At 64.3% G+C, this 23,684-nt stretch carries 23 protein-coding genes; 12 read left to right on the top strand and 11 right to left on the bottom strand.

What is annotated here, in order from left to right; translation table 11 throughout:
• The coding region (locus tag GY791_11045; GenBank protein ID MCP4328959.1) for a hypothetical protein at nucleotides 1–203 on the bottom strand (203 nt) is incomplete at its 3' end.
• Nucleotides 204–509: 306 nt separating this feature from the next.
• On the opposite strand from GY791_11045, the gene GY791_11050 reads away from it, so the two are divergent.
• The 5 genes from GY791_11050 to GY791_11070 all read left to right on the top strand — a co-directional run bounded on the left by GY791_11050 (nucleotide 510) and on the right by GY791_11070 (nucleotide 5,799).
• The gene (locus GY791_11050; GenBank protein ID MCP4328960.1) at nucleotides 510–1,589 is read left to right on the top strand and encodes a PA0069 family radical SAM protein; all 1,080 of its coding nucleotides are present in this window, start codon (nucleotides 510–512) and stop codon (nucleotides 1,587–1,589) included.
• A 286-nt stretch (nucleotides 1,590–1,875) separates the two neighbouring features.
• Nucleotides 1,876–3,357: a cation/H(+) antiporter gene (locus tag GY791_11055; protein MCP4328961.1), complete on the top strand. Its 1,482-nt coding sequence runs from the start codon at nucleotides 1,876–1,878 to the stop codon at nucleotides 3,355–3,357.
• Complete coding sequence (locus tag GY791_11060) at nucleotides 3,350–3,955, top strand: ribonuclease HII (protein MCP4328962.1); 606 nt, start codon at nucleotides 3,350–3,352, stop codon at nucleotides 3,953–3,955. Before GY791_11055 ends, GY791_11060 begins: the two co-directional genes overlap by 8 nt.
• Before the next feature lie 50 nt (nucleotides 3,956–4,005).
• The gene (locus GY791_11065; protein MCP4328963.1) at nucleotides 4,006–5,091 is read left to right on the top strand and encodes a site-specific DNA-methyltransferase; all 1,086 of its coding nucleotides are present in this window, start codon (nucleotides 4,006–4,008) and stop codon (nucleotides 5,089–5,091) included.
• A 249-nt stretch (nucleotides 5,092–5,340) separates the two neighbouring features.
• Nucleotides 5,341–5,799: a hypothetical protein gene (locus GY791_11070; protein ID MCP4328964.1), complete on the top strand. Its 459-nt coding sequence runs from the start codon at nucleotides 5,341–5,343 to the stop codon at nucleotides 5,797–5,799.
• 78 nt (nucleotides 5,800–5,877) lie between these two features.
• Here the strand turns inward: GY791_11070 and GY791_11075 are convergent, their stop codons facing one another.
• The 3 genes from GY791_11075 to GY791_11085 form a co-directional block, all read right to left on the bottom strand.
• Nucleotides 5,878–6,915 (bottom strand): DUF3326 domain-containing protein, encoded by a 1,038-nt coding sequence (locus GY791_11075; GenBank protein MCP4328965.1) that lies wholly within the window; start codon nucleotides 6,913–6,915, stop codon nucleotides 5,878–5,880.
• A 251-nt stretch (nucleotides 6,916–7,166) separates the two neighbouring features.
• Nucleotides 7,167–8,060 carry a transporter substrate-binding domain-containing protein gene (locus GY791_11080; protein MCP4328966.1) on the bottom strand — a complete coding sequence of 298 codons (894 nt, stop codon included), beginning with the start codon at nucleotides 8,058–8,060 and terminating at the stop codon, nucleotides 7,167–7,169.
• A complete protein-coding gene (locus GY791_11085) occupies nucleotides 8,051–9,862 on the bottom strand; it encodes a tetratricopeptide repeat protein (protein ID MCP4328967.1) in 1,812 nt (603 codons plus the stop codon). The genes GY791_11080 and GY791_11085 overlap by 10 nt, the downstream gene beginning before the upstream one ends.
• A 668-nt stretch (nucleotides 9,863–10,530) precedes the next feature.
• Here GY791_11085 and GY791_11090 point away from each other — a divergent pair.
• From GY791_11090 to GY791_11100, 3 genes are all read left to right on the top strand, one after another.
• The gene (locus GY791_11090; GenBank protein ID MCP4328968.1) at nucleotides 10,531–10,902 is read left to right on the top strand and encodes a hypothetical protein; all 372 of its coding nucleotides are present in this window, start codon (nucleotides 10,531–10,533) and stop codon (nucleotides 10,900–10,902) included.
• 74 nt (nucleotides 10,903–10,976) lie between these two features.
• On the top strand, nucleotides 10,977–11,897 hold the full coding sequence (ppk2, locus tag GY791_11095) for a polyphosphate kinase 2 (GenBank protein MCP4328969.1): 921 nt from the start codon (nucleotides 10,977–10,979) through the stop codon (nucleotides 11,895–11,897).
• 138 nt (nucleotides 11,898–12,035) lie between these two features.
• A complete protein-coding gene (locus tag GY791_11100) occupies nucleotides 12,036–12,455 on the top strand; it encodes a CBS domain-containing protein (GenBank protein MCP4328970.1) in 420 nt (139 codons plus the stop codon).
• Nucleotides 12,456–12,468: 13 nt separating this feature from the next.
• On the opposite strand, the gene minE is transcribed toward GY791_11100, so the two are convergent.
• From minE to GY791_11130, 6 genes are all read right to left on the bottom strand, one after another.
• Nucleotides 12,469–12,741 carry a cell division topological specificity factor MinE gene (gene minE, locus GY791_11105; GenBank protein MCP4328971.1) on the bottom strand — a complete coding sequence of 91 codons (273 nt, stop codon included), beginning with the start codon at nucleotides 12,739–12,741 and terminating at the stop codon, nucleotides 12,469–12,471.
• Nucleotides 12,738–13,553 (bottom strand): septum site-determining protein MinD, encoded by an 816-nt coding sequence (gene minD / locus GY791_11110; protein ID MCP4328972.1) that lies wholly within the window; start codon nucleotides 13,551–13,553, stop codon nucleotides 12,738–12,740. Before minD ends, minE begins: the two co-directional genes overlap by 4 nt.
• A gap of 94 nt (nucleotides 13,554–13,647) precedes the next feature.
• The gene (minC, locus tag GY791_11115) at nucleotides 13,648–14,532 is read right to left on the bottom strand and encodes a septum site-determining protein MinC (protein MCP4328973.1); all 885 of its coding nucleotides are present in this window, start codon (nucleotides 14,530–14,532) and stop codon (nucleotides 13,648–13,650) included.
• Between the two features lie 402 nt (nucleotides 14,533–14,934).
• Nucleotides 14,935–16,278 (bottom strand): HAMP domain-containing histidine kinase, encoded by a 1,344-nt coding sequence (locus GY791_11120; protein ID MCP4328974.1) that lies wholly within the window; start codon nucleotides 16,276–16,278, stop codon nucleotides 14,935–14,937.
• On the bottom strand, nucleotides 16,268–16,939 hold the full coding sequence (locus tag GY791_11125) for a response regulator transcription factor (GenBank protein ID MCP4328975.1): 672 nt from the start codon (nucleotides 16,937–16,939) through the stop codon (nucleotides 16,268–16,270). The genes GY791_11120 and GY791_11125 overlap by 11 nt, the downstream gene beginning before the upstream one ends.
• A complete protein-coding gene (locus GY791_11130) occupies nucleotides 16,939–17,247 on the bottom strand; it encodes a hypothetical protein (GenBank protein MCP4328976.1) in 309 nt (102 codons plus the stop codon). The genes GY791_11125 and GY791_11130 overlap by 1 nt, the downstream gene beginning before the upstream one ends.
• A 124-nt stretch (nucleotides 17,248–17,371) precedes the next feature.
• On the opposite strand from GY791_11130, the gene GY791_11135 reads away from it, so the two are divergent.
• Entirely contained in the window at nucleotides 17,372–17,887 is a 516-nt protein-coding gene (locus tag GY791_11135) for a hypothetical protein (protein MCP4328977.1), read from the top strand.
• On the opposite strand, the gene mutY is transcribed toward GY791_11135, so the two are convergent.
• On the bottom strand, nucleotides 17,875–18,957 hold the full coding sequence (mutY, locus tag GY791_11140; protein ID MCP4328978.1) for an A/G-specific adenine glycosylase: 1,083 nt from the start codon (nucleotides 18,955–18,957) through the stop codon (nucleotides 17,875–17,877). The genes GY791_11135 and mutY overlap by 13 nt on opposite strands.
• Before the next feature lie 48 nt (nucleotides 18,958–19,005).
• On the opposite strand from mutY, the gene GY791_11145 reads away from it, so the two are divergent.
• The 3 genes from GY791_11145 (at nucleotide 19,006) to GY791_11155 (ending at nucleotide 23,677) form a co-directional block, all read left to right on the top strand.
• On the top strand, nucleotides 19,006–19,485 hold the full coding sequence (locus GY791_11145) for a DUF721 domain-containing protein (protein MCP4328979.1): 480 nt from the start codon (nucleotides 19,006–19,008) through the stop codon (nucleotides 19,483–19,485).
• A gap of 70 nt (nucleotides 19,486–19,555) precedes the next feature.
• Nucleotides 19,556–20,176 carry a DsbA family protein gene (locus GY791_11150; GenBank protein ID MCP4328980.1) on the top strand — a complete coding sequence of 207 codons (621 nt, stop codon included), beginning with the start codon at nucleotides 19,556–19,558 and terminating at the stop codon, nucleotides 20,174–20,176.
• A gap of 39 nt (nucleotides 20,177–20,215) precedes the next feature.
• Nucleotides 20,216–23,677, top strand: coding sequence for an AAA family ATPase (locus GY791_11155; GenBank protein MCP4328981.1), 3,462 nt, complete (start codon nucleotides 20,216–20,218; stop codon nucleotides 23,675–23,677).
• Nucleotides 23,678–23,684: the final 7 nt, after the last annotated feature.

Here is a 23,684-nt window from a genome sequence, read left to right on the forward strand (position 1 = left end):
AATCCACGGTCCCCACTTGTCCTGCGCAGCCGCCTCGTCCACCGGCAGCTGCGCCGCCACCGCCACCGTCGCCGCGCCGCCACCGCAACCGTCGCCGCGCCGACCAGCAACGTGGTCTTCAGCGAGGCCGCCGGGCGGGCGCTCGAAATCTTGCTCGGGATCGATGAGAGGGTGGTTAGCTCGGCGTCGTCAATGCGTGCCATGTGGCAACTCCCCTTGTGCATAGGTCGCGCCCTTGGCCGTGGGGCACGACATCATTCGCTTCTCTCGCACACCCGTCCACAACGCAGGAAATTCGGGTGGGCGTCTCCTTTCCGCGCATTGGCGACGCGGCATTTTTTCCACTTTTCCACGACGGCGCCGAAATTTCCACACCAATTTCAACGAATACATCCCAGGCGCATCATTTTACGATCGAACTGTTGCAGATCTGCAACAAGACCCCCGGAGAGCTTCGTTTCGGCGTCAATGTTCTTGTTTTGTTCGAACCACTGGTTTACCGTGACACCATGGCCGACGGAGGAAGATCGCTGGCCCGCAAAGGACGCGGCGCGACCAGCAACGATAGCGGGCGCTACGAACGCGAGCGGCGAGTCTTGGCCGACGACGGCTGGGGCTCTCTCGACGCCGATCCGCCGCCCCTGCGCACTGAAATCATCCTCGACAAGAGCCGCACCATCATCGCCCGCAATCGGTCGCCGGACGTCCCCTTCGACCGCTCGATCAACCCCTATCGCGGTTGCGAACACGGCTGTGTCTATTGCTTCGCGCGCCCGACCCATGCCTGGCTCGGTTACTCGCCGGGGCTCGATTTCGAAAGCCGGATCTTCGTCAAGCCGGAAGCGCCGGCGCTGCTCGAGCGCGAGCTCGCCAAACCCGGTTACCGCTGCCGCCCGATCGCCATGGGCACCAACACCGACCCCTATCAACCGATCGAGAAACGGGCCGAGATCACCCGCGGCATCCTCGACGTGCTGTCGGCCCACAACCACCCACTGTCGATCGTCACCAAGTCGGCCCTGGTGCTGCGCGACCGCGACCTGCTGGTAGCGATGGCGGAACGCAACCTGGTCAAGGTGTTCGTTTCGATCACCACCCTCGACCGCAAGCTGGCGCGGCTGATGGAACCGCGAGCGGCGGCCCCGGGGCGGCGCCTCGACACCCTGCGCGGGTTGGCCGCCGCCGGCATCCCGACCGGGGTCATGGCGGCGCCGATGATCCCGGCGCTCAACGACATCGAGCTCGAGGCGATCCTCGAAGCCGCCCGCGACGCCGGCGCCGGTGCGGCGGGCTATATCCTGCTGCGGCTGCCGCTCGAGATCAAAGACCTGTTCACCGATTGGCTGCGCGAACACTACCCCGACCGCGCCGACCGCGTGCTCAGCCTGATCCGCCAGACCCGCGGCGGCGCGCTCTACAAGGACAGCTGGGGCCAGCGCATGACCGGCAGCGGGCCGGTCGCCGACCTTGTGGCGCGGCGTTTCGCGGCCGCCTGCCGGCGCCTCGGCCTCGACCGCAACGACCGCAATCTGGACACCACCCATTTCAAGCCGCCGGCGGCCGACAAGCGGCAACTCGACCTGCTGTAGCGGCCCCTCACCCCACCCCTCTCCCCCTCACGGGGGCGAGGGAGTGCTGACGCGGCCTTCGCAATATCCCTCGCCAATTGGGGGAGAGGGATGCGGAGGCTCGGCGTGGCATTGAGCCGCGCCTAGCCGGAGCCGGGTGAGGGGAAGATGCTGCACGCCCTCCGCTCAGTGCCCGGCGTACGGCGGGCAAGCAGAGGTCTCCGCCCGAAGGTAATTTTCCACCGAAATCGACGGCGCTCGGCGATATCGCGAATCACATTCGACGGCGCGGTGATAAGATCGCGCCATGGCGGACCAGACACCACACGGCGCGGCCGATAGCGGCTTGGCCGAAACCGTTACCAGCACCCTCTCCGAGGCGGTCAGCAGCGAGCTCGGCGAAGCGGTGCAGGAACAGCTCGCCGCCGCCGCCCACAACGAACTGACCGGCCTCGCCGCGGTCGCCCTGGTGGCGCTGCTCTGCGGCCTGCTGCTGACCCGGTTCCGCCAGCCCGCCGTCGTCGGCTACATCCTCGCCGGCGTCGTCCTCGGGCCGTCGGGGGTGGCGCTGGTGACCGACCGCGAGCAAATCTCGATCCTTGCCGAGCTCGGCGTCCTGTTGCTGCTGTTCGTCATCGGCATGGAACTCAGTCTGCGCGCCTTCAAGCTGGTCTGGATCACCGCGGTCGGCACGGCACTGCTGCAGATTGCGCTCAGCCTCGGCGTCATGTTGCTGTTCCATTTCGTCTTCGGGCTGGCGCTCGGCACCGCCATCCTGCTCGGCTTCGTCGTCGCCATCAGCAGCACCGCGGTGTCGATCAAGATCCTCGAGGCGATCGGCGAGCTACGAACCCGGGTCGGGCGGGTCACGGTCGGCATCCTGATCGCCCAGGACCTCGCCGTGGTGCCGATGATGCTGATCGTCCAGAGCATGGGCGGCGATGGCGCCTTGGATGCCTGGGCAGTCCTCAAGATCGTGTTCTCGATCGCCCTGCTGGCCGGGCTGATCGTCTTCTTGAGCCGCCGCCGGCGCGTCAACCTGCCGTTCGTCAAGAGCGCCGCCGGAAATTTGGAGCTGACCGCCATCGCCGGGCTCGCCTATTGCTTCGGCGGCGCCGCGCTCTCCGGCGCGTTCGGCCTGTCGCCCGCCTACGGTGCCTTCCTCGCCGGGCTGTTCATCGGCAACACCACCGAGCGGCGGGCGATGATGGACACGGTCGAGCCGATCCAGAGCGTGCTGCTGATGATCTTCTTCGTCTCCATCGGCCTGCTCATGGACCCGTCCTATATCTGGGCCAACATCTGGTTCGTGCTGTTCCTGTGGTTTTTCGTGTCGGTGTTCAAGACCGCGCTCAACATCGGCATCCTGCGCCTGTTCCGGCAATCCTGGCCGCGCGCTTTTCTGGCCAGCATGGCACTGGCCCAGATCGGCGAGTTCTCGTTCCTGCTCGCCCAGACCGGGCTCAGCGCCGGGGTCATCGACGACGCCATCCACAAGCTGGTGGTCTCGGTCACCGTGCTGTCGCTGGCCATCTCGCCGATCTGGCTCGAAGGCTCGCGGCGTCTGCAAAGGGTGGCGATGCGGAGCATCACTTCGATCCGCTTTCTCATCCTGCTGCTCGCCGGGCGCGAAACCCGCAGCATGACCAAGGCCGGGGCGCGGCTGCGGCGGCGGGCGCGTGCCGCGCGCTATCTCCATGCCAAGCGGCGGCGGGCCAAGCGGCGCGCCAAGGCCGCCGGCCAAGCGACGCCCCCGGCGGCGCCGGCGGCACCGCCCGGCGATGCCTGACTATCATCTCGAAGCGGCCCATGGCGGCATCGTCGCCGGCATCGACGAGGTCGGCCGCGGCCCGCTCGCCGGGCCGGTGGTGGCCGCCGCCGTCGTGCTCGATCCGGAGCGCCTCGGCGAACTCGCCGGGCTCGACGATTCGAAGGCGCTCTCCGGCCGTCGCCGGCGGATCCTCGACGGGCGGCTGCGGGCGGCGGCGCGGATCGGTCTCGGCGCCGCCAGCGTGGCCGAAATCGACCGCCTCAACATCCTGCAGGCGAGCCTGCTGGCGATGGCGCGCGCCCTCGCCGCGCTCGAAGTGCGGCCCGATCTGGCGCTGGTCGACGGCAATCGTGCACCCGCCGTGCCGTGCGCGGTCAGGACCGTCGTCCGCGGCGACGCCGCCTGCCTATCGATCGCCGCCGCCTCGGTCGTCGCCAAGGTCACCCGCGACCGCCTGATGGCCCGGCTGGCCGCCGTCTATCCCGGCTACGGCTGGGAGCGCAATGCCGGCTACGGGACGGCCCAGCACCGCGCCGCCATCGACAAACACGGCGTTACCCCGCATCACCGGCGGAGTTTTTCACCGATAAGTCAGCTTTCTCTCATAAGCGATTGACTAAAAAAACTTATTGACCTGCGGAATCCGATGACTCATGCTCCGCGGCTATGGCGGGGGACAAGCCCATCAAGGTCGATCGGATCCATGTCGGCGACTGCATCGCCGGCATGAAGGCGCTGCCCGAAGGCGGCGCCGACATGATGTTCGCCGACCCGCCCTATAACCTCCAGCTCAGCGGCGACCTGCATCGGCCCAACAATACCCGGGTCGACGGTGTCGAGGAGGATTGGGACAAGTTCGCCACCCTGGCGACCTATGACAGCTTCTCCCGGGCCTGGCTGACCGCGGCGCGGCGGGTGCTCAAGCCCGACGGCACGCTGTGGGTGATCGGCTCCTACCACAACATCTATCGCGTCGGCGCCATGCTCCAGGACCTCGGCTTCTGGATCCTCAACGACGTCGTGTGGCGCAAGAACAACCCGATGCCCAATTTCCGCGGCAAGCGCTTCACCAACGCCCATGAGACGCTGATCTGGGCGGCGCGCAGCCGCGACAGCCGCTACACCTTCAACTACGACGCCATGAAGGCGCTCAACGACGATCTGCAAATGCGCAGCGATTGGATGCTGCCGATCTGCGGCGGCAGCGAACGGCTGCGTGACGACGAAGGCACCAAGATCCATCCGACGCAAAAGCCCGAGGCGCTGCTGCACCGGGTGATCCTGGCCTCGACCCGCCCCGGCGACCTGGTCGTCGATCCGTTCTTCGGCACCGGCACCACCGGCGCGGTGGCGCGCAAACTGGGCCGTCACTATCTCGGCTTCGAGCGCGATCCCGAATATGCCCGCCACGCCACCACGCGGCTCGCCGGGGTCACGCCGATGGCCGAAGGCGAACTGCTCGAAACGCCGCCCAAGCGGCAGCAGCCGCGCATCCCGTTCGGCTGGCTGGTCGAGCGCGGCTTGATCGAACCCGGCACCGTGCTATGCGACCAGCGGCGACGCTGGATGGCGCGGGTCCGCGCCGACGGCTCGCTGATCTCCGACCGCGCCCACGGCTCGATCCACCGCGTCGGTGCCGAGGTCCAGGGCGCGCCGGCATGCAACGGCTGGACCTTCTGGCACCTCGACATCAAGGGCGACCTGATCCCGATCGACATCCTCCGCCAACAGCTCCGCTCCGAGCTTCACTAGGGCGCCCTCCGGGCGACGTTCCATAGGCGAAATTCGCAGTCGGCCTTAGATCCTTGTCTTGATATTGCATCGCAACGGGCCGATGGCCACGAGAGCCAATTCTTGGCGCCAAGACAGCTTCAAGATATCAGTCGGCTGCCTTGGGATTGCATGCGGACCAAGCGAATATTCTCTGATTGAAATTCGTAAATATGCAATTTTATGCTATGATTTCGCCTATCCGCGAAATCGCAAATGGGGGCACACAAAATGGCCAACGGAGAAAATACGGAAACCGATTGGGAATTCGTCGCGAAATCTCCGTTCAGGGATATCGATGAACTAATCGATGCATTACGCAACGAGATCCTTTTTCTTCAGGACTGCAAGGCTAGCGCCACACAAAGGAAGCAACAAGCAGCGTTTCCGTCGGTTGCGGAATGGTTCGAAACTTGGGAGGACCGGCTCGAAGAGTTAAAAATCCAGGCTGAAACGTGGCTCGTCAGTCTAGAGGGCGGCTATGCTCCAGCGGTACTAAACGAGGCGAGGATCGAAAGAGACGTCCTGATGGGACTGCTTGGGCTCGCCAAAATCACTCGATTGGGATTGAAAGATGCGCCCGATGATACCCCGGGCAGCATTGCCAAAGAAACCCTTGGCTCGTACATCAAGGACTTCCAGCGAACGAACGCGTCGATGAGAAAGGTCATTAGAGTCTTACGGCCGTAGTTCGCCCAACGCGCGCTTCGTACTCCACGGTCAGCGGCTTACCTCGGACAACAAAAAGACCGATTTGTTGTGCAAATCTTATGCAAGAGGAACCGGCCGTGCGTCCAAGGTCACGCCGCCGCGCATGGCGCAGATCATTCCCGCCGCTTCCAGGTAAGTGTCGGCAAGGTGGACGGTCGCGCCTGATGCTGTCAGTAGGTCAGGATCATTCTTGGCCAGATTCGTTTCGTCCCGGACAAAGATAATGGGTATGTCCTGGGCGACCGCCGCCATCACGGGGAGGCCCAGGCAGCCTTCCGGCAAGACCAGGCAGTCGATATCGGCGGCGGTCAGGGCGTCGGTCCGCGCCGATTCACTTGCATCGAGGGATACGATGCGCGGACTGCGACTCAGGCCCTTGAGCACCGAAAAGAAGAATGGCACCGAGATCCCTTCCGCGGCGACACGCGGATCCATGATTCCTGCGCTCTCGTTCCATCGATCCCAGTCCTCATACATCGGCGCATGGGCCGAGGGTAGGTCGTAAAGGCTCGAGATCGTATGGGTCAGCATGGCCTCAACGCCGCCATAGGGATTGATCACCTCCAATTCATGAAAATAGCGATCGTGGAGTTCGCTCGACACGGCGACCTTCGTGGAGATGCCGATGGCGTCGAAAGTGCCGAGGTGAGGTTCGATCGCGGCGTGAAGATGGTCGAAGCCCGCGATCGAACCCACCGCGCGTCCCGAAGCGCTGTAGTCGGGAACCATCTCCAGCGACTCCTGCAGCAATATCGCTCTAACGACATTGATGCCCGCGGATGCGCGTGCTGCATTGCAGACATTGACCGCGCTCTCGACGAAGACCTGGTCCTTGTGGGGACCGATGACAGCGAGTACGCGGTTCGCCCGAACCCTGGCCAAACCGACGGTACCCATGAGGAGCCGTGTGACGACGCTGCCCTCGACGTACAGCATGTTCGCCGTCATTTCATTGATATCGGCGGCATTCAATACATTGGGATGAGTGATCAAAATGTCGCTCGCGCTTGCCAAAAGCTGAGCCGTCGGTGTTGCATCGCCCGAATGTCCACCGATCCGGGCACCGATTCCGGTCGGCACCAGGAACACGGTCACGAATCTATTCGCACCGCGCCGCCGCCGCCGCACGAATTCAAAAATCGAGCAAGGTTTCCGCTCGATACCAAGTTGGCCTAACGCCGCTGCCCCAACCTCGCAGCGAAAATTGCTATTCGAGCAACTTGCTACGACGAAACGAAGTGGATGCGCATCGTTGCCGAGCAGCGGCCGGAGGTGCTGCTCCAGGTGGTTGAAGATCCGGTGGTCGATGGGAGCGACGGGTATGTCGAGGTCTTGTTCAAAGATCATTATGTTTGGGGTGCCATTGGTCGGCTATAGTCTTTGCCGAACCATTTTTCCGACAAGCGGGAAAGTGTTCGATCCGCGCGCATCTCGTCGACGATCCTTTTGAGCTCTTCGGTAAGCTCGGGGTCTCCCTTCTCGGTCGCGACGGCGAGCGGCTCATAGAAGACCACGCCTGTCAGCAAACGCAGTGGAATTGCATCTTCGATCATCGCCTGCAGCGTCGGTTCGGCAGCGATCACGGCGTCGATTTCGCTGCTGTCCGATCGACCGAGTGCCTCGCCGGCTGCCCACTCGTTGGGGAACGTTCTCGCCTCAACATTCAGTGCAACATCGCCTTTGACCGAGAACTTTTTTGGAATCGACAGACTGTTGGTAATGAAATATTCGTAACTACAATCGCGGCACACGCCGACGATCGATTTGCCTTCTTTTTTTGGCGCTGCGCCCGCGTTCAAGTCCGCGACATCCTCGTAACGAGTTTCATCCACACGGACCGCTACTCTTACCGGGGAAAAATAGTAGGCGGTTGGAAAATCGAGCCATTGCATACGATCAACCGTCGGCATCATTGAATTCACCGCGATTTCCCATCGACCGCGCCACATTCCCGACACTACCAACTCCCACGGAGGCGCTTTGAATTCGGCACCGACCCCTAATCGGTCGGCGATTTCGCGGGCAACATCGACATCAAATCCCTGCCACTCTCCGTCCACATCCTGGAACGATTGTGGCGCATAGTCCTCATTGACTGCGACGACGAGTGTGTTGCTGTTCTTAATCCGCTCGAGGACTTCGCCGGCCCAACTAGGAGAGCCGATCATCAGCATAACGACTGAAAAGAGCACACCGCGCCCGAGCGCACTGTGCCATTCCCTTCGACGTCTTAGTTGCATGTCCCAGATAATCCGGCTTTCGCCAACCCTTCACAAAGGCGGACATTATCCGATTCATTGCTGAAGGACCAGTATTGCACATCGCGCAAGGTGTAAGCGGCCTCGCCGGACTGTCGTCTCATGTCCTGAACGATTTCAGCTTCGTGCTGGGCCTGGCCAACCTCTCCAAGTTGACCGAGCGTCGCCGCTAGCAGAAGGTGTGTCCAATCATCTTCTCGATTTAGCTCGAGCGACATGCGTAACGCCCGTCTCGCGTTTTCATAGTTCTCGAGAATATAGTCTGCCAATCCTATCCAGAAGAGATAGTCTGCGCGGTTCAACGGATCGACCTTGCTTGCCTCGTCCAGATAATTGAGCGCCTCTTTCGGATTCCCGGCATAGATCAGAGCAATCGCCATGGTAAGTCGACCGACCGGATCATTAGGATCTAAGCTTTCAGCCTCTTTGGCTGCCTCGAGAGACTTCTCGAAATCACCCTCCCAAGCCAGTACGCGCGATTGCACTTGATATGTTAGTGCAATCGGAGCTTTCAACGATTGCTCGAGGTTTTGCAGCGCTAAATTGAGCGTCTGTTGAGTACCCAAACCAAGGGCATTGGACCAGTCGCGATCGAAACCCGCCCAGTAAATTGCGGCCAAATAGGCATAGGCAACGGTGAAATTCGGGTCCAATCGAAGGGTTTCTTCGAACAGGCGTTTTGCAAGAGCGAGTTGGTCCGGTTGGTCGATGAAATAGGCCTCACGCGCTCTGAAGAACAGATTTCTTAACGCAAAATCGGAAACCGACGTCGATCGCGGCCGTGTGCGACCACCGAGCTTGATTTCGACCGCCTCGAGAACCTTGTTTGTAATTTCGTGCTGAAACGCGAATAGCTGCGACGTGCTGCCGTCAAACCGCGCAGCCCACAATTGCCGTCCGGTAGACGCGTCATTCAAGGAAACGTTCACCCGAATATCGTCGGCCCGCCGAAAAACCGTTCCCTCCACGACATACCTTGCGCCGAGAAGGCGAGTCACTTCCTCGAGATCGACGGGTCTTTGTTGATAGCGAAAGGATGAGCTTCGAGCGACGACCGATGCAGACTCGATCTGGGATAGGTCGACAATGAGATCGGTTGCGATGCCGCGGGCAATATGATCTTGGTCGGCATCTCCGCTTAGATTCTCGAACGGTAAGACCGCGATGGCCTCGTCAGCTTGTGCGTTTGGCGAACCAAGTAACCCAGGCACGATCTGCTGGCCAAAGGCGAAGACAAGGACGGCCGCAACGACAACCGCGGAGGCCGTGACGGGTACCCATGGTCGAAGGACGCGCCGGCGCCAGACCCGCCACAATCGCATTGGCCCTCTACTCTTGGGTCGGATCCGGCGATCTATGTCCGTTGGTCGTACGCGATAAACTCGTACGGGCTCGGCAATGTTCTTTAGCCATCGTTGACCCATTTCTTCATACGGCAAGAGCACTTTGTTGTGGACTTCGCGATAGGCCGACCCCGAGAGGGCCAACCCACCCGGCTCACACAGCCCCTCCAAGCGCGCGGCGAGATTGACGCTCTCGCCGGCAACGTCGTCACCATCGAGGATAATGTCGCCAAAGTTGATGCCAATTCTCATGCGAACTGCACTGCCGTCCGCGACCGCGGAATTTTCGGTCGCCAAAGCCGACTGTATGCGGCAAGCGCACTCGACCGCATCCACCACGCTGTCAAAGAGACCGAGCATGGAATCCCCGCCGGACCACTGCACAGAGCCGCCGAATGCGTCGATCTGTTCCTGAATGACCTCATTCTTAAGCCAAGCCAAGCGCTTAAGCGTGCCGAGTTCGTCGCGTTCGATCAGCCGACTATAGCCGGCGAGATCGCCAGCAATAATCGCCTTTAGTCGCCGAACTTTCTCTTGGCTATCGATCGCCTTACAAAGCCGTTACCAGCGCTCAATTTGCCGATGCCGGCTCCTCCCAAGTGGAGACGCAATCCTACCCCTACATACAAGTCTATTGGCTGTAACACACTACGTCATCGACAATATTGTCTTGCGACCGACGTATACGACAATTTTCTCACGACATGGCCCCACGCGTGGAAACCTTGGCCGCGAAGACCCGCCGCATTGCCGAGACAACGCATTGATGCTCTCTCGTAGACTCAAAGCGAACGCGTAAATGATCCCGATCGACATTCTCCGCCAACAGCTCCGCTCCGAGCTTCATTAGGGCAAAAGCCCCGCTACGCATTGCCGTCGCGGCAAGGTTTCGGCGCAGCGGTGGCCCAGGCACGACCGCTGCGGTGTTTTCTGCTATCATGCGCGATGAGGCGGAACCTGCACGGCCTCCGGCACATTCGCCGGCCGACGCGGGATCCCGCCGCTCCGGCGGCAATCGGCGGCGTGGGCAAGACGCCGACGGCGGCTGTATGCCCGGTGAGCGCATTGGTGCTGGCCCGGCGCCGGACGAAGTTGGTTGGAGAAGCCCGATGAACAGAAGACCGATTATCGTCGCCATCGCCGCGGTCATGTTCGCCGCCGCGGCGACGACGGCGATGGCGCAAAGAATTACCATTTCGCCGCCGATCGATGCGCTGCCGAGCGACGATCTCAACCTGATCCTGTCGGCCGAAGATGCGCTCTACGCCGCCGCGGCGCCCGAGGTCGGGACGACCGAAGTGTGGGAGAATCCGGCCAATGGCGACCAGGGCACGGCCGTGCTCACGGAAATCTACGAGTGGCGCGGCCTGCCGTGCCGCAAGATCGAGCACCGCGTCCTGGTCGCCGGCCATTCGGACTATCGCGGTGTCGCCATCGACCGCTGTCGGATCGCAACCGGCGAGTGGAAGATCCGCTATTAGCCACGGCGGCGGCGCGCCGGAAGGCGGCGCGATCCCAATAACGATATTGCGGTGGGCCACCGAATCCGGTCAAGATAGGGTCTGACAAGCTGAACAGGGAGGGAGACTTGACGAAAAAGAAGACAGCGGTTGCGGCCCGGAAGGATACGGCCGCCGGCGGCGGCGAGACAGCCACCGCCACCGCCCCACGCGCGGTCGAGACGACCAATTCCTCGGCGCGCAAGATCAAGAACAGCGTATACGAGGCAGAGCTGGCCAACCTCCATGTCGAGCTGATCAAGCTTCAGGAGTGGATCGTCCACGAGGGGCTGAAAGTCGTCGCCATCTTCGAGGGCCGCGACGCCGCCGGCAAGGGTGGGGTGATCAAGCGCATCACCGAGAGCTTGAACCCGCGGGTTTGCCGCGTCGTCGCGCTCGGCACCCCGACCGAACGCGAAAAGACGCAATGGTACTTTCAGCGTTACGTGCCACACCTGCCGGCGGCAGGCGAAATGGTGCTGTTCGACCGCTCCTGGTACAACCGGGCCGGGGTCGAACGGGTCATGGGTTTCTGCACCGACGACGATTACCAGGAGTTCCTGCGCACCTGCCCCGAATTCGAGCGCATGCTGGTGCGGTCGGGCATCATCCTGATCAAATACTGGTTCTCGGTCAGCGACCAGGAACAGGAGCGCCGTTTCCAGGCCCGTCTCGAAAACCCGGTCAAGCGATGGAAGCTGTCACCGATGGATTTGGAATCGCGCAAGCGCTGGCTCGAATATTCGAAGGCCAAGGACAACATGTTCGCCCATACGGATATCAAGCAGGCGCCGTGGTATGTGGTCGACGCCGACGTCAAGAAGCGGGCGCGGCTCAACTGCATCAGGCACCTGCTCGGCGTCATCCGCTATGAGGACCTGACGCCGGAGCCGATAAAGTTGCCGCCGCGGCAGGATGCCGGCGACTACGTCCGCCCGCCGATGAGCGATCAGACCTTCGTGCCGGACGCGTTTTAGCGCCGCCTCGTTTGGTCACGGGACAAGACCGGCCGTAATCGTTACGGTTGGCGGCGGCCACGGGTGTTGTGCACGGTCCCGTGCCGACCCCGTCGGATCCTCGCACGCGGCTGCGGCGCCATTGCGGAGGAACAGGTCATGACCCGGAAGATCAGGGACGCGTTTCGCCGCCGGGACCTCGTCGCGCTGGCCCCGGAGGCGACCGTGCGCGACGCCGCCATGGCGATGAAGCAGGGCAATTGCGGCAGCGTTCTGGTGATTGTTGAGGTCAAATTGGTCGGCATCGTGACCGAGCGCGACGTCATCAATCGGGTCGTCGCGGCGGCCTTGGATCCGGCGGCCACCGCGCTCGCCGCCGTGATGACCGAGCATCCCGACACGATCGGCCCCGACGATCCGGTCCTGAAGGCGCTCGAGATGATGGAGGACGGCAGCTATCGCCACCTTCCGGTGGTCGAGCGCGGGCAAGTGCTCGGCGTCGTTTCGCGACGCGACTTCTACGGCGAGGAGAAGGCGCAACTCGATGCGGAGCGCCGCCTCTGGGAGGTCATGGGCTGACGCTCGGTTGGCCCTACACCATCGCCTCGACCGGCCCGGGCAGCTCGATTTCGATTTCGAGGGTCGCGATATCGGCGGCCCGGTCGATGCGCACGATGGCTTTCTCCGGTTCGATTTCGACATAGCGGCCGACCACGGTCAGGATCTCGCGCTGCAGGCGGGGCAGGAAATCCTCGCCGTTGCGGCTGACCCGCTCGTGCGCCAATACGATCTGCAGGCGGTCCTTGGCTAACGCCGCGGTCGGCCGGGCGCGGCGGCCGGCCAGAAGAAATTCGAGGATGTTCATGCCGTACCTCCGATCAAGCGCCGGAACAGGCCCCTTCGCTCCGGTTCGAGGAAGCGGTGCTCAATTTGCTCGCCGAGGAAGCGGGAGACCGCATCGCGATAGGCTTGGCCGGCCTTCGAATTTTCGTTGAGGATGATCGGCGTGCCGGTGTTCGACGAGGTCAGCACATCCTCGTTTTCCGGGATCACACCGAGCAAGGGAATCGCCAGGATTTCCTTTATGTCCTCGATCTTCAGCATCTCGCCGCTGGCAACGCGGGCGGCGTCGTAGCGGGTCAGGAGGAGGTTCTCTTCGACCGGCGTGCGGCCGTCCTCGGCCCGTTTCGAGCGGCTGGCGAGGATGCCGAGGATGCGGTCGGAATCGCGTACGCTGGAGATTTCCGGGTTGGTGACGATGATGGCGTGGTCGGCAAAGTAGAGCGCGAGCAGCGCACCCTTCTCGATTCCGGCCGGACTGTCACAGACGATATATTCGAAATCGTCGCTCAACGCCTCGAGTACCTCGCCGACGCCTTCCCGGGTCAATGCGTCCTTGTCGCGGGTCTGGGACGCCGGCAGCAAGGACAAATTGTCGACCCGCTTGTCGCGGATCAGAGCCTGGTGAAGCTTTGCCTCGCCCTGGATGACGTTGACGAAATCGAAAACAACGCGCCGTTCGCAACCCATGATCAGGTCGAGGTTGCGCAGGCCGACATCGAAATCAATGACCACCGTCTTGGCCCCACTCTGGGCCAGACCGGTCGCAAGCGACGCGCTGGTCGTAGTCTTGCCGACGCCTCCCTTGCCTGATGTCACCACGATTACTTTCGCCATGTGCCGAACCTCCATGTCATCCGCACCAACTGTTGCACGACACGGCGTGCGCCGCCGCCGTACACCTTAACAATCCCGTTCTGCCGCCGCGCCGTCATGGCGCCGGACCCAACGCGTCGAAGCGAAGTCCCTCGCCATCCAGCCGCAGCTGGATGCCCTTGCCGATGAGGCCGGGGTCGAGGTCCTCGCGCACCCGATAGAGCCCGGCGATCGCGACCAGCTCGGGATCGAATTCCTGAGCAAATATGCGCGCGCCTTCGTAACCCCCGGCACCCGCGATCGCGCGGCCGCGCAGGGCGCCGTAAATATGGATATTGCCGTCGGCGAAGATCTCCGCGCCGGCATTGACCGTCGCCGTGACGATCAAGTCGGCGCCCTTGTTGGCATAGATCTGGCGTCCCGCCCGTACCGGGGTCGTGATCAGGACGGCGGGCGCCGCGTGCGATACGTCGGCCGCCGACGCGTCTGCCACCGTCGGCGCGTCCGCAGGCACCGCTTCGGCAGCCGTCGCGGGCTCGTCCATCGGCAACTCCGGCGGTTGCCTCTCGGCGACCGCTTCGGCGGTCGGGTCTTCGGCAGGCGGCGGATCGGACGTTACCGGCGCCGGCTCCGGCGAGCCGAGATCTCCGCCCCGCATCGAACCTTTGGGCATGATCGGCAATCCGGCCGCCGCCGCCGCCTCGCGCACCGATACGCGGCCACCGGTGACGCCGATCGGGAACAGGTCCAGTCCGCGCAGCCCGCCGATCAGGCCGGGAAAATCCACGTCCTTGGCTTCGGCGGTGATCGAATCCAGGCCGATGATGATCGGCGCGTTGCGCAGGAATGCCGGTGCCTGTTTGAGCAGGCGGCCCAATTCCTCGATGATGATCGCGGGCTCGGCCTGATTGATCTGCAGGGTCACCAGATTGACCGTGGTGCCGCGGATCCGGAACGGGGCCTCGGAGTCCTGATTTCGGGCCAGTTCAACCGCGGCCATTATCGCCCTCGATCGGAGCGCGGATCGGACGACCCGGCGCGGTAGTTAAGGTAGTTCCCGAGCATAATTGCTTATATCCTAGTGGCATATGAAAAATCGGTATCAAATTTGTGGCACCGGTCGGCACGATATGCACCGCCGACCCGCGATGGTTGCAGGTTTCGCCCGTGCCGGCGCGCCGTTTCCGTGCCCGGCGGTCGCGTCATATCGGATTTGCCCATGCGGGCTCCCTCCATGTGCCCCACAGACGTTGAATCACATTCGTCGGCGCAAGGGAATCCCCTATTTTGCGTTTTGGGCAAAAAATATTGTGGTCCGAGGCGGCTGAGACCCAAGATATTGTGCCCTAAATACCCGTCGCGATTCGAAAACTCGGTCCGCCGCCGGGCAATTTGGCGTCGCCTAAGCTTCCGCCGCGGGCAGGACCAATGTCACCGATAGGCCGCCAAGGTCGGAACCGCCGAGCTCGATGGCGCCGCCATAGACGGAAACCAGATCGGATACGATGGCGAGCCCCAGGCCCGAGCCCGACTTGCTCTCGTCGAAGCGTTTGCCGCGGGTCAAAGCGACGGCGCGGTCTTCTTCCTTGAGCCCGGGGCCGTCGTCATCGACCCGGATCACGACGTCGCCGTTGCGCCGGCGCACCGTGGTCAGGACCCGATGCCGGGCCCACTTGCAGGCATTGTCGAGCAGGTTGCCGACCATTTCCTCGAGGTCTTCCCGATCGCCGCGAAACGCCACCGCCCGCCCGTCGATGGCGATGTCGATGCCGCGGTCCTCGTGGATGCGCGCCAGGGTGCGGCGTAAATCCTCGGCCACCGGTAGAACCTCGGCGCGGGCGCCCAGGGTCTTGCGGCGGGCGGCGATGCGCGCCCGCGCCAGGTAGTGATCGATCTGGCGGGTCATGATCGCGCTGTGGCGGGTGACGACATCGGCGAGCCCGCCTTGTGCCCGCTCCGCTTCGCCGTGCAGCACGGTCAATGGCGTCTTCAAGGCATGGGCGAGATTGCCGACATGGGTGCGGGCGCGATCGACGACCTTGTCGCTGTGGTCGATAAGGGCGTTGATTTCTACCGCCAAGGGCTCGACTTCGGTCGGAAACTCGCCGCTCAGGCGGTCGGCCCGGCCGGAGCGGATATCGGCCAGCGATTTCGGAATCTGCTTCAGCGGACCGAGCCCGTAGCGGACCTGGACGAAGATCGCCGCGATCAGGACCAGACCGAGGGTCGCCAGCGACAGCACCAGAGTCAGGGTGAAAGGCCGGGTCTCGGCTTCGATCTCGGCGCGGTCGGCGGCGACGGTGAAGACGTAGGCGCCCTCGGATCCGGGCAGGGTGATCAGCCGCGAGGCGGCGAACAGGTCTTGATCCGCCGGGCCGGCCAATTCTTGGAATACTTCGCGGCCGGCGGCGATCGACGGCGGGAACGTCAGCACACTGTCCCACAGCGAACGCGAGCGCACCGGCGCCTCGCTGCCGCTGGCCGGGGTGATCTGCCAGTACCAGCCCGAAAGCGGTTGGCGGAACCGCGGTTCGGCCAGCAGACTGAGGGGATGGGGCTGGCCATCGGCGCCGATCTCGGTGACCGTGATCAGGCCGTCGAGCTGCGCGTTCAGCCGCGCCTCGAGGCCGCGCTCGACGTAAATGCGGAACAGCACGCTCAGCAGCACGGCGGCGATCGCCAAGGCGACCAGGACCGAGGCCGCGGCACCGATCACCAGCCGCAGCGAAAGGGACCTAATCCTCATGCGCGGGCGCGCTCATGCGATAGCCCAGGCCGCGTTCGGTGGTGATCACGTCGGCGCCCAGCTTCTTGCGCAGGCGGCCGATAAAGACCTCGATGGTGTTCGAATCGCGGTCGAAGTCCTGGTCGTAGATGTGCTCGGTCAGCTCGGTCCGCGAGACCACCTTGTTGAGGTGGTGGATGAGATAGCTCAGCACCTTGAACTCCTGGGCGGTCAGCTTGACCGGCTGGCCATCGAGAGTGACCCGACCGCTGCGCGTATCGACGGCAACCGGGCCGCAATTCAGTTCGGCTGCCGCGTGGCCGGCGGCGCGGCGGATCAGCGCGCGCACCCGCGCCAGCACCTCTTCCATCTGGAACGGCTTGGCGACGTAGTCGTCGGCGCCGGCATCGATGCCCTCGACCTTCTCGCGCCAGCGGTCTCGGGCGGTAAGGATGAGAACCGGCATCATGCGGCCGTCGCTGCGCCACTGCCGCAGCACCGAAAGCCCGTCCATCAGCGGCAGGCCGAGGTCCAGGACGACCGCGTCATAGGGTTCGGTGTCGCCGAGAAAATGACCTTCCTCGCCGTCCATCGCCACATCGACGGCATAGCCCGCCTCGGCCAGCGATTCACGCAGCACATCGGCCAGCTCGGGCTGATCCTCGACGACAAGAACACGCATCAATGCTTCCCCTTGACGCCAAGGACACGACCCGAGGCCGCGTCGACGGTCATGTTGAGAACATTGCCCTCGGGCGTCAGCCAACGCAGGACATAAACCAAGCTATCGCCCTTTCCCTTACGCATGTCGGCGTCGAGCAGGCGGCCCGGATAGCTCCGCCCGACCTGGCCGACGATGGCACCGAGCGGCAGCGCGCGGCCGGCCTGAACCGCGTTTCGCGCGTCGTCGTGATCGCTCGCCGCGGCGGCGGCGGCGGCGAGTGCCGTCAATACCGCCACCACCATCGCTATGCGTACCAGGAAGGTCATGGCCCCCGATTTATCCCCGCGCACCTGAATACCGCATGAACATCGGGCTCAGGCTCGATTCAGCCAAGCCCGGTCATAGTCCACCCATCATGAACGATTTAGCGCGAAAAGAGGAGATCGAGCGATGACCACTCTCAAGCTAATGGCAGCCGCCCTGGGTATCTCGTTGGCCGCGATCACGGCCGTGCCGCAGAATGCGGTGGCAGAACGGGTCGACCGCGACCAACGCATCTATCAGTCAAACCCCTATTACGGGGGAACGCCGCGCACCCAGCAATATCGACAGGACCGCCGCAACCATCGCGCCACCGTCTACGCGGTGCCCTACGATCGGTTCCAGCGCTACGTCAACCGCTACGGGCGACACGACCTTGGCAGCCGGCGGTTTCGCAAATGGGCCGTCCGCAACGGCCGGCCGGTGCGCCATCCGGCCACCTACTACAACAACAATCAGCCGCGAGACTATCGGCAGAACCGGTGGCAGAACGGCAACCAAAACGGTTGGCAGTACGGTCAGCAGAATTGGTGGCAGAACGGTCAGCAGAACGGGTGGTGGAACAATCGCTACGACGGCCGACGCAAGCCGTGGCAGCCGCAATGGGTTTATGTCGACCTGCGGTCCGGGCGTTATTGGTTCTGATCCAGCGCGGCCGCGGCGTGGCCGACGACCTTTTTCATGACCGTCGGCAGCGCATACCCGGTCAGGGCGTCGAGGGCGACCCATTCTCCCTCGGCGCCCCTTTGTTTTGACCGCCCGTCGCACTGGCCGGCGGCAACTTCGAGTTCGAGATGGAAATGGGTAAAGGTATGGCGCACGATCCCGGGCAAGGCCTGCCAGTCCGCCGTGACCGGCGCCTCGGCGGTCGCTTCGCCGATAGTCCACGGGGCACTGCGCCATGCCGTCGACGGGACCTCCATCATGCCGCCGAGCAATCCCCGCTCGGGTCGGCGGCGCAGCAGGATGGACCCGTCGCGCCGCCAGGCCCAGAACGCGATCCCGCGGCGCAGCGGCCTTGCTCCCGAAGCCGCCCGCCGCGGCAACTCGCCGGTTCGGCCGTCGGCGAGCGCACGGCAGGCACCGCGCCATGGGCATACGCCGCAATCCGGATTACGCGGCGTGCATATCGTCGCGCCGAGATCCATGACCGCCTGGGCGTAATCGCCAGGACGCCGTTGCGGGGTCAACCGGGCGGCGCGGCGGCGCAGCTCCGGCTTGGCGCCGGGCAAAGCCTGCTCAACCGCGTAGAGGCGTGCCATCACCCGTTCGACATTGCCGTCGACCGGCGTGGCCGGCCGGTTGAAGGCGATCGCCGCAATGGCCGCCGCGGTGTAGGGACCGATTCCCGGCAGCGCGCGCAATTCCGCTTCGCTAGCGGGGAACCGGCCGCCATGCTCGGCCGCGACGACGCGGGCGCAGGCATGCATGTTCCGCGCCCGGGCGTAGTAACCGAGCCCCTGCCAGGCATGAAGGACGTCGTCGAGGGTGGCCGCCGCCAGATCCTGCACACGCGGCCATCGGTCGAGAAATGCGCGGTAGTAGGGCGCGACGGTAGCCACCGTCGTCTGCTGCAGCATGATCTCGCTGAGCCACACGCGATAGGGGTCCGACGACGATCCCGGCGCCGCGCGCCACGGCAGGTCGCGCCGCGCGCGGTCGTACCAAGCGAGCAGAGATACGGCGAGGCCGGTGGATTGCGGAGGCTGTTTCACGGCGCCGCCATGCTAATATGTTCGCGCAATGAGAGGTACGCCGATTTGATGACCACGCCCAATCGTGCTTACGGTCCCCGCAGCCTTGCCGGTCCGCTGTCCCGGGTGACCCGACCGATTCTGCGCCGCCGCGGGCTGGCCTCGGCGCAGGTGGTGTCGAAATGGCGAGAGATCATGGGCCCGCAGCTGGCGGCGCAGTCGATTCCGCAACGCTACCAGCCCGAGCGCGGCGGCGGCGGCACTTTGCATATTCGGGTCGGTGGCGGCTGGGCAACCGAGTTCCAACATCTCGAACCCCAGATCATCGACCGCATCAACACCTATTTCGGCTATCGCGCGGTGTCCCGCCTCGTGCTTCGGCAGGGCCCGGTGCCGCAACCGCCGCAATCGAAGACAAGGTCAGTGGACGGAACCCATGAACCGGGTCCAGCGGTCGACGTGCCGGTTCGCGACGATGACTTGCGCACCGCCCTGGAACGACTTGGCCAAGCGGTCCGCCGCAGCCATAAAGAAGACAAGAAAACGTGACTATCAAGGGGCCCGGCGACCGGGTTAGGTTGGCGTCAAACACCGCCTTGCGGCGGCTTTAGTGGATGCAATGAAGGAGGCCGATTTGCGCAATACAGCCCTGGCACTTGGAATTCTTATTCTCTCGACGATCGCATTCGGAGCGGCACGCGCCGAACCGGTTTCGACCGAGGACGCCTTGGCTGACAAAGTCCTCGGCAACGCCGACGCGCCGATCGAGATTATCGCCTATGAATCGCTGACCTGCCCCCACTGCGCGTCATTCCACGAAAACGCCTGGAAGGAGATCAAGAAGAACTATATCGAGCCCGGTAAGGCGAAGTTCGTCTTCCGCGATTTTCCCTTCGATGCCGTTGGCCTGCGCGCCGCCATGTTGGCGCGCTGCACCGGTGACGACCGTTACTTCGCCACCCTCGAAGTGCTGTTCTCCAGTCAGTCGCAGTGGTCGCGCGCCGCCGATCCGATGCAGGCGTTGGCGGGCATCGGTCGACTCGCTGGCCTGAGCGCTGAAGATTTCGACGCTTGCATGGCCAACGAGGCATTGCTCGACGGTATTCTGGCGCGGCGCCAGGAAGGCGAACGCGAATTCGATGTTTCCTCGACGCCGACTTTCATTATAAATGGCACCAAGGTCATCGGCGCCCAGCCGTTCGAGGAATTCGACAAGGTGATGGCGCCAATGGCCGAGTGACGAGGGTACCTATCACCACCAAATCAGCAGATCCCGCCTTTGCAATTCAGCGCACTCAGGCTTAGCGGCTTCAAGTCCTTTGTCGATCCCACCGAACTGACGATCGAACCGGGACTGTCGGGCGTCGTCGGACCGAACGGTTGCGGCAAATCGAATCTGGTCGAGGCGCTGCGCTGGGTCATGGGGGAAACCTCGGCCAAGAAAATGCGCGGTGGCGGCATGGACGACATCATATTCGGTGGCACCACCGAACGCCCGTCGCGCAACATCGCCGAGGTCATGCTCGTCCTCGACAACGGCGATCGCACGGCGCCGTCGTCCTTCAACGACAGCGACATTCTTGAAATTTCGCGCCGCATCGAACGCGAATCGGGGTCAGTCTACCGGGTCAACGGCAAGGACGTGCGGGCCCGCGATGTTCAGCTTCTGTTCGCCGACCTCGCCACCGGCGCCCGTTCCGGCGCCATGGTCAGCCAGGGACGGGTGGGCGCATTGATCAATGCCAAGCCGGCCGACCGGCGAATCCTGCTGGAGGAAGCGGCGGGCATCAGCGGGCTCCATTCGCGGCGCCACGAGGCCGAGCTGCGGCTGCGCGCGGCCGAGGGCAATCTGGAACGCCTCGACGACGTCCTGGCGGCCCTCGACGGACAGCTCAAGGCGCTCAAGCGCCAGGCGCGGCAGGCCGCCCGCTACCGCAATATCGGCGAACATATCCGCAAGGCGGAGGCAATCGTCCTCTATTTGAGGTGGCAGACGGCGAGCCAGGAGCTGGCGACGACGCAGGCATCGCTCAACGCGGTCACCGCCAAGGTCGGCGAGCTTGCCGGGCAAGCGACCCGCCAGACCACGGAACACGCCGAGGCCGCGGACAAACTGCCGGCGCTGCGCCAGAGCGAGGCCGAGGCGGCCGCCGCGTTGCACCGCTTGACGGCGGCACGAGAGGCGATCGATGCGGAGCGCGAGCGGCTGCGCCTGGCCAAGGCCGATGCCGATGCCCGGCTCGAACAGATCGCCCAGGACATCACCCGCGAACTCGCCTTGTCGGCCGATGCCGAGGCGGCCGAAAAACGACTGAGCGAGGAACGGGACGCTCTCACCGCCGGTCAGGACAACCAGGAGGCCGAAACCCGCGCCGCCGAGGAGGCGGTCGCTGCCGCCGAATCGGAGGTCGATGGCCTCGACGGCGAGATGAGCGCCCTGACCCAGTCGATCCTCACCGAAGAAGCCCGTCGCACGGCAGCCCAACGGCGCATCGCGGAGATCGAGGAACGGATCGCCCGGCTCCGCGAACGCGGCGAACGGGTCAACGAAGAACGGGCCGCCAGTGCGTCACACACCGAAACGGCGGACCAAATTGCCGCCGCCGAGGACGCGGTGGCGACGGCAGCCGCGGCTCTGGGCGATCGCCAATCCGAGGCGGAATCGGTCGAGACCGCGCGGACCGAGGCGCAAGACGGCGAAATGACAGCGCGCGAGACGGCACAGCAGGCCGAAGAAACACTGGCCGGTCTGCGGGCCGAGGAGCGCGCCTTGGCCGAATTGCTCGCCGAAGGCCGCCCCGAATCCTGGGCCCCGATCATCGATTCGGTGGCCGTCGACGCCGGATACGAAGACGCACTGGGCGCCGCGTTGGGCGACGACCTGACGGCCTCCGATGACAGCGCCGCGCCGATCCATTGGCGCGATCTGCCGCCGATTACCGGCGCGCCGCCGCTGCCCGACGGCGCCGAGCCCCTGTCCAAATTCGTCCGCGGACCGCGCACCCTCGAGCGCCGTCTGGCGCAGATCGGCGTCGTACCCGACCGCGCGACCGGGCTCCGGCTCGGCGGCGACCTGGCTATCGGACAGCGGCTGGTCAGTCGCGCGGGCGAATTGTGGCGGTGGGACGGGTTTACCGTGACCGCCGGCGCCGACACCGCCGCGGCGACCCGCCTCGGCCAGCGCAACCGTCTGGCCGAGGTCCGAAGCGATTTGACCGCAGCCAACGATACCGCGGCAACCGCGCGGGAACACTTTGAGACGGCGCGCGCCGCCGCCGCCGACGCCGCCGCGTCCGAGGCCACTGCGCGGCAATCGTTGCGCCAGGCTTTCGCCGCGCTGGCGGCGGCCCGGGACAGCCAAGCGAGGTTGGTCCGTGAGAACGCCGAAAGCGCGTCGCGCCTTGCCGCGCTCGATCAGGCCGGGGAACAGGTCGCGGCCGATCTGAACGAGGCCGAGGCGGAACTCGCGGCAGCCCGGGACGCGGTTGCCGATGGCCTGGATCTCGAGGAAAAACGACGCCAACAGCAAGGCCTGCGCGAACGCCTGGGCGCGGCGCGATTGGATCTCATCGAACGGCGCAGCCGCCACGACCGTCTGCTGAGCGAAGCCGAGGCCCGCGGCGCGCGCCTCGACGCGATCGGCGATGACCTTCGCTCATGGCAGCAGCGCACCGAGAATGCACGCCAACAAATGCGAACGCTCGCCGAGCGGCGCGACGCGACCCGGACCGAAATCAGTCAACTCGAAGCGGCGCCCGCCGAGATCGACGAAAAACGGCGCGCCCTGCTCGCCGAAATCGACCGCTCCGAGATCACGCGCAAGGAAGCGGCTGACGCTTTGGTCGCCGCGGAAAACGTGCTCAATGCCATCGCCAAGGCCCTGCGCGAAGCCGAGGCGGCGCTTGCCGACGCGCGCGAGGAACGGGCGCGGTCGGAGGGCGCGGTCGCGCAAATCGAGCAATCGCGTGACGCCATTCGCGACCGCATGAAGGAACGGCTCGACTGCGCTCCCGACCAGGCGCTGGCGGTGGCCGGCCATGAGCCGGGCGATCAATTGCCCGAACCGGGCACCGTCGAGACCCGCCTCGAACGCTTGCTCCGCGAGCGCGACAATATCGGTCCGGTGAATCTGCGCGCCGAACAGGAAGTCAAGGAACTGGGAGAGCAGATTGCGTCCCTCGACCAGGAGCGCGGCGATTTGATCGACGCCATAGCGCGGCTCCGCCAGGGCATCAACGAACTCAACCGCGAAGGCCGGGCGCGCTTGCTGGAATCTTTCAAAGAGGTCAACACCCACTTCGAAGAATTGTTCGTCCGCCTGTTTGGCGGCGGGCATGCGTATATCCGGCTCATCGAGTCCGACGACCCGCTCGACGCCGGGCTGGAGATCTTCGCCAGCCCACCCGGTAAGAAACTGCAGATCCTGTCGCTGCTGTCCGGCGGCGAGCAGGCGCTCACCGCCCTCGCCCTCCTGTTTTCGGTGTTTCTGACCAACCCGGCACCGATCTGCGTCCTCGACGAGGTCGACGCCCCCCTCGACGACGCCAACGTCGACCGTTTCTGCAAGCTGTTGGCGGACATCGCCGAGAGCTCGGCGACTCGGTTCCTGATCGTCACCCACCATCGCATGACGATGGCACGCATGGACCGGCTGTACGGCGTGACGATGCCCGAACAGGGCATCTCGCAGCTCGTCTCGGTCGATCTCCAAACCGCCGAGGAACTGCGGGATTCCGCGTAGTTCGGCC

It is taken from the genome of Alphaproteobacteria bacterium (assembly GCA_024244705.1).
Lineage (GTDB): Bacteria > Pseudomonadota > Alphaproteobacteria > JAAEOK01 > JAAEOK01 > JAAEOK01.

Bases quoted from the DNA above. Each gene is read 5' to 3' on its own strand.
- GY791_11060 (MCP4328962.1), top strand. From the start codon at position 3,350: ATGCCTGACTATCATCTCGAAGCGGCCCATGGCGGCATCGTCGCCGGC.
- GY791_11135 (MCP4328977.1), top strand. From the start codon at position 17,372: ATGACCACTCTCAAGCTAATGGCAGCCGCCCTGGGTATCTCGTTGGCC.
- GY791_11130 (MCP4328976.1), bottom strand. From the start codon at position 17,247: ATGACCTTCCTGGTACGCATAGCGATGGTGGTGGCGGTATTGACGGCA.
- GY791_11090 (MCP4328968.1), top strand. From the start codon at position 10,531: ATGAACAGAAGACCGATTATCGTCGCCATCGCCGCGGTCATGTTCGCC.
- GY791_11050 (MCP4328960.1), top strand. From the start codon at position 510: ATGGCCGACGGAGGAAGATCGCTGGCCCGCAAAGGACGCGGCGCGACC.
- GY791_11100 (MCP4328970.1), top strand. From the start codon at position 12,036: ATGACCCGGAAGATCAGGGACGCGTTTCGCCGCCGGGACCTCGTCGCG.
- GY791_11065 (MCP4328963.1), top strand. From the start codon at position 4,006: ATGGCGGGGGACAAGCCCATCAAGGTCGATCGGATCCATGTCGGCGAC.
- minC (MCP4328973.1), bottom strand. From the start codon at position 14,532: ATGGCCGCGGTTGAACTGGCCCGAAATCAGGACTCCGAGGCCCCGTTC.
- minD (MCP4328972.1), bottom strand. From the start codon at position 13,553: ATGGCGAAAGTAATCGTGGTGACATCAGGCAAGGGAGGCGTCGGCAAG.
- GY791_11120 (MCP4328974.1), bottom strand. From the start codon at position 16,278: ATGAGGATTAGGTCCCTTTCGCTGCGGCTGGTGATCGGTGCCGCGGCC.
- GY791_11125 (MCP4328975.1), bottom strand. From the start codon at position 16,939: ATGCGTGTTCTTGTCGTCGAGGATCAGCCCGAGCTGGCCGATGTGCTG.
- GY791_11080 (MCP4328966.1), bottom strand. From the start codon at position 8,060: ATGCAACTAAGACGTCGAAGGGAATGGCACAGTGCGCTCGGGCGCGGT.
- GY791_11070 (MCP4328964.1), top strand. From the start codon at position 5,341: ATGGCCAACGGAGAAAATACGGAAACCGATTGGGAATTCGTCGCGAAA.
- GY791_11150 (MCP4328980.1), top strand. From the start codon at position 19,556: ATGAAGGAGGCCGATTTGCGCAATACAGCCCTGGCACTTGGAATTCTT.
- GY791_11145 (MCP4328979.1), top strand. From the start codon at position 19,006: ATGACCACGCCCAATCGTGCTTACGGTCCCCGCAGCCTTGCCGGTCCG.
- minE (MCP4328971.1), bottom strand. From the start codon at position 12,741: ATGAACATCCTCGAATTTCTTCTGGCCGGCCGCCGCGCCCGGCCGACC.
- GY791_11055 (MCP4328961.1), top strand. From the start codon at position 1,876: ATGGCGGACCAGACACCACACGGCGCGGCCGATAGCGGCTTGGCCGAA.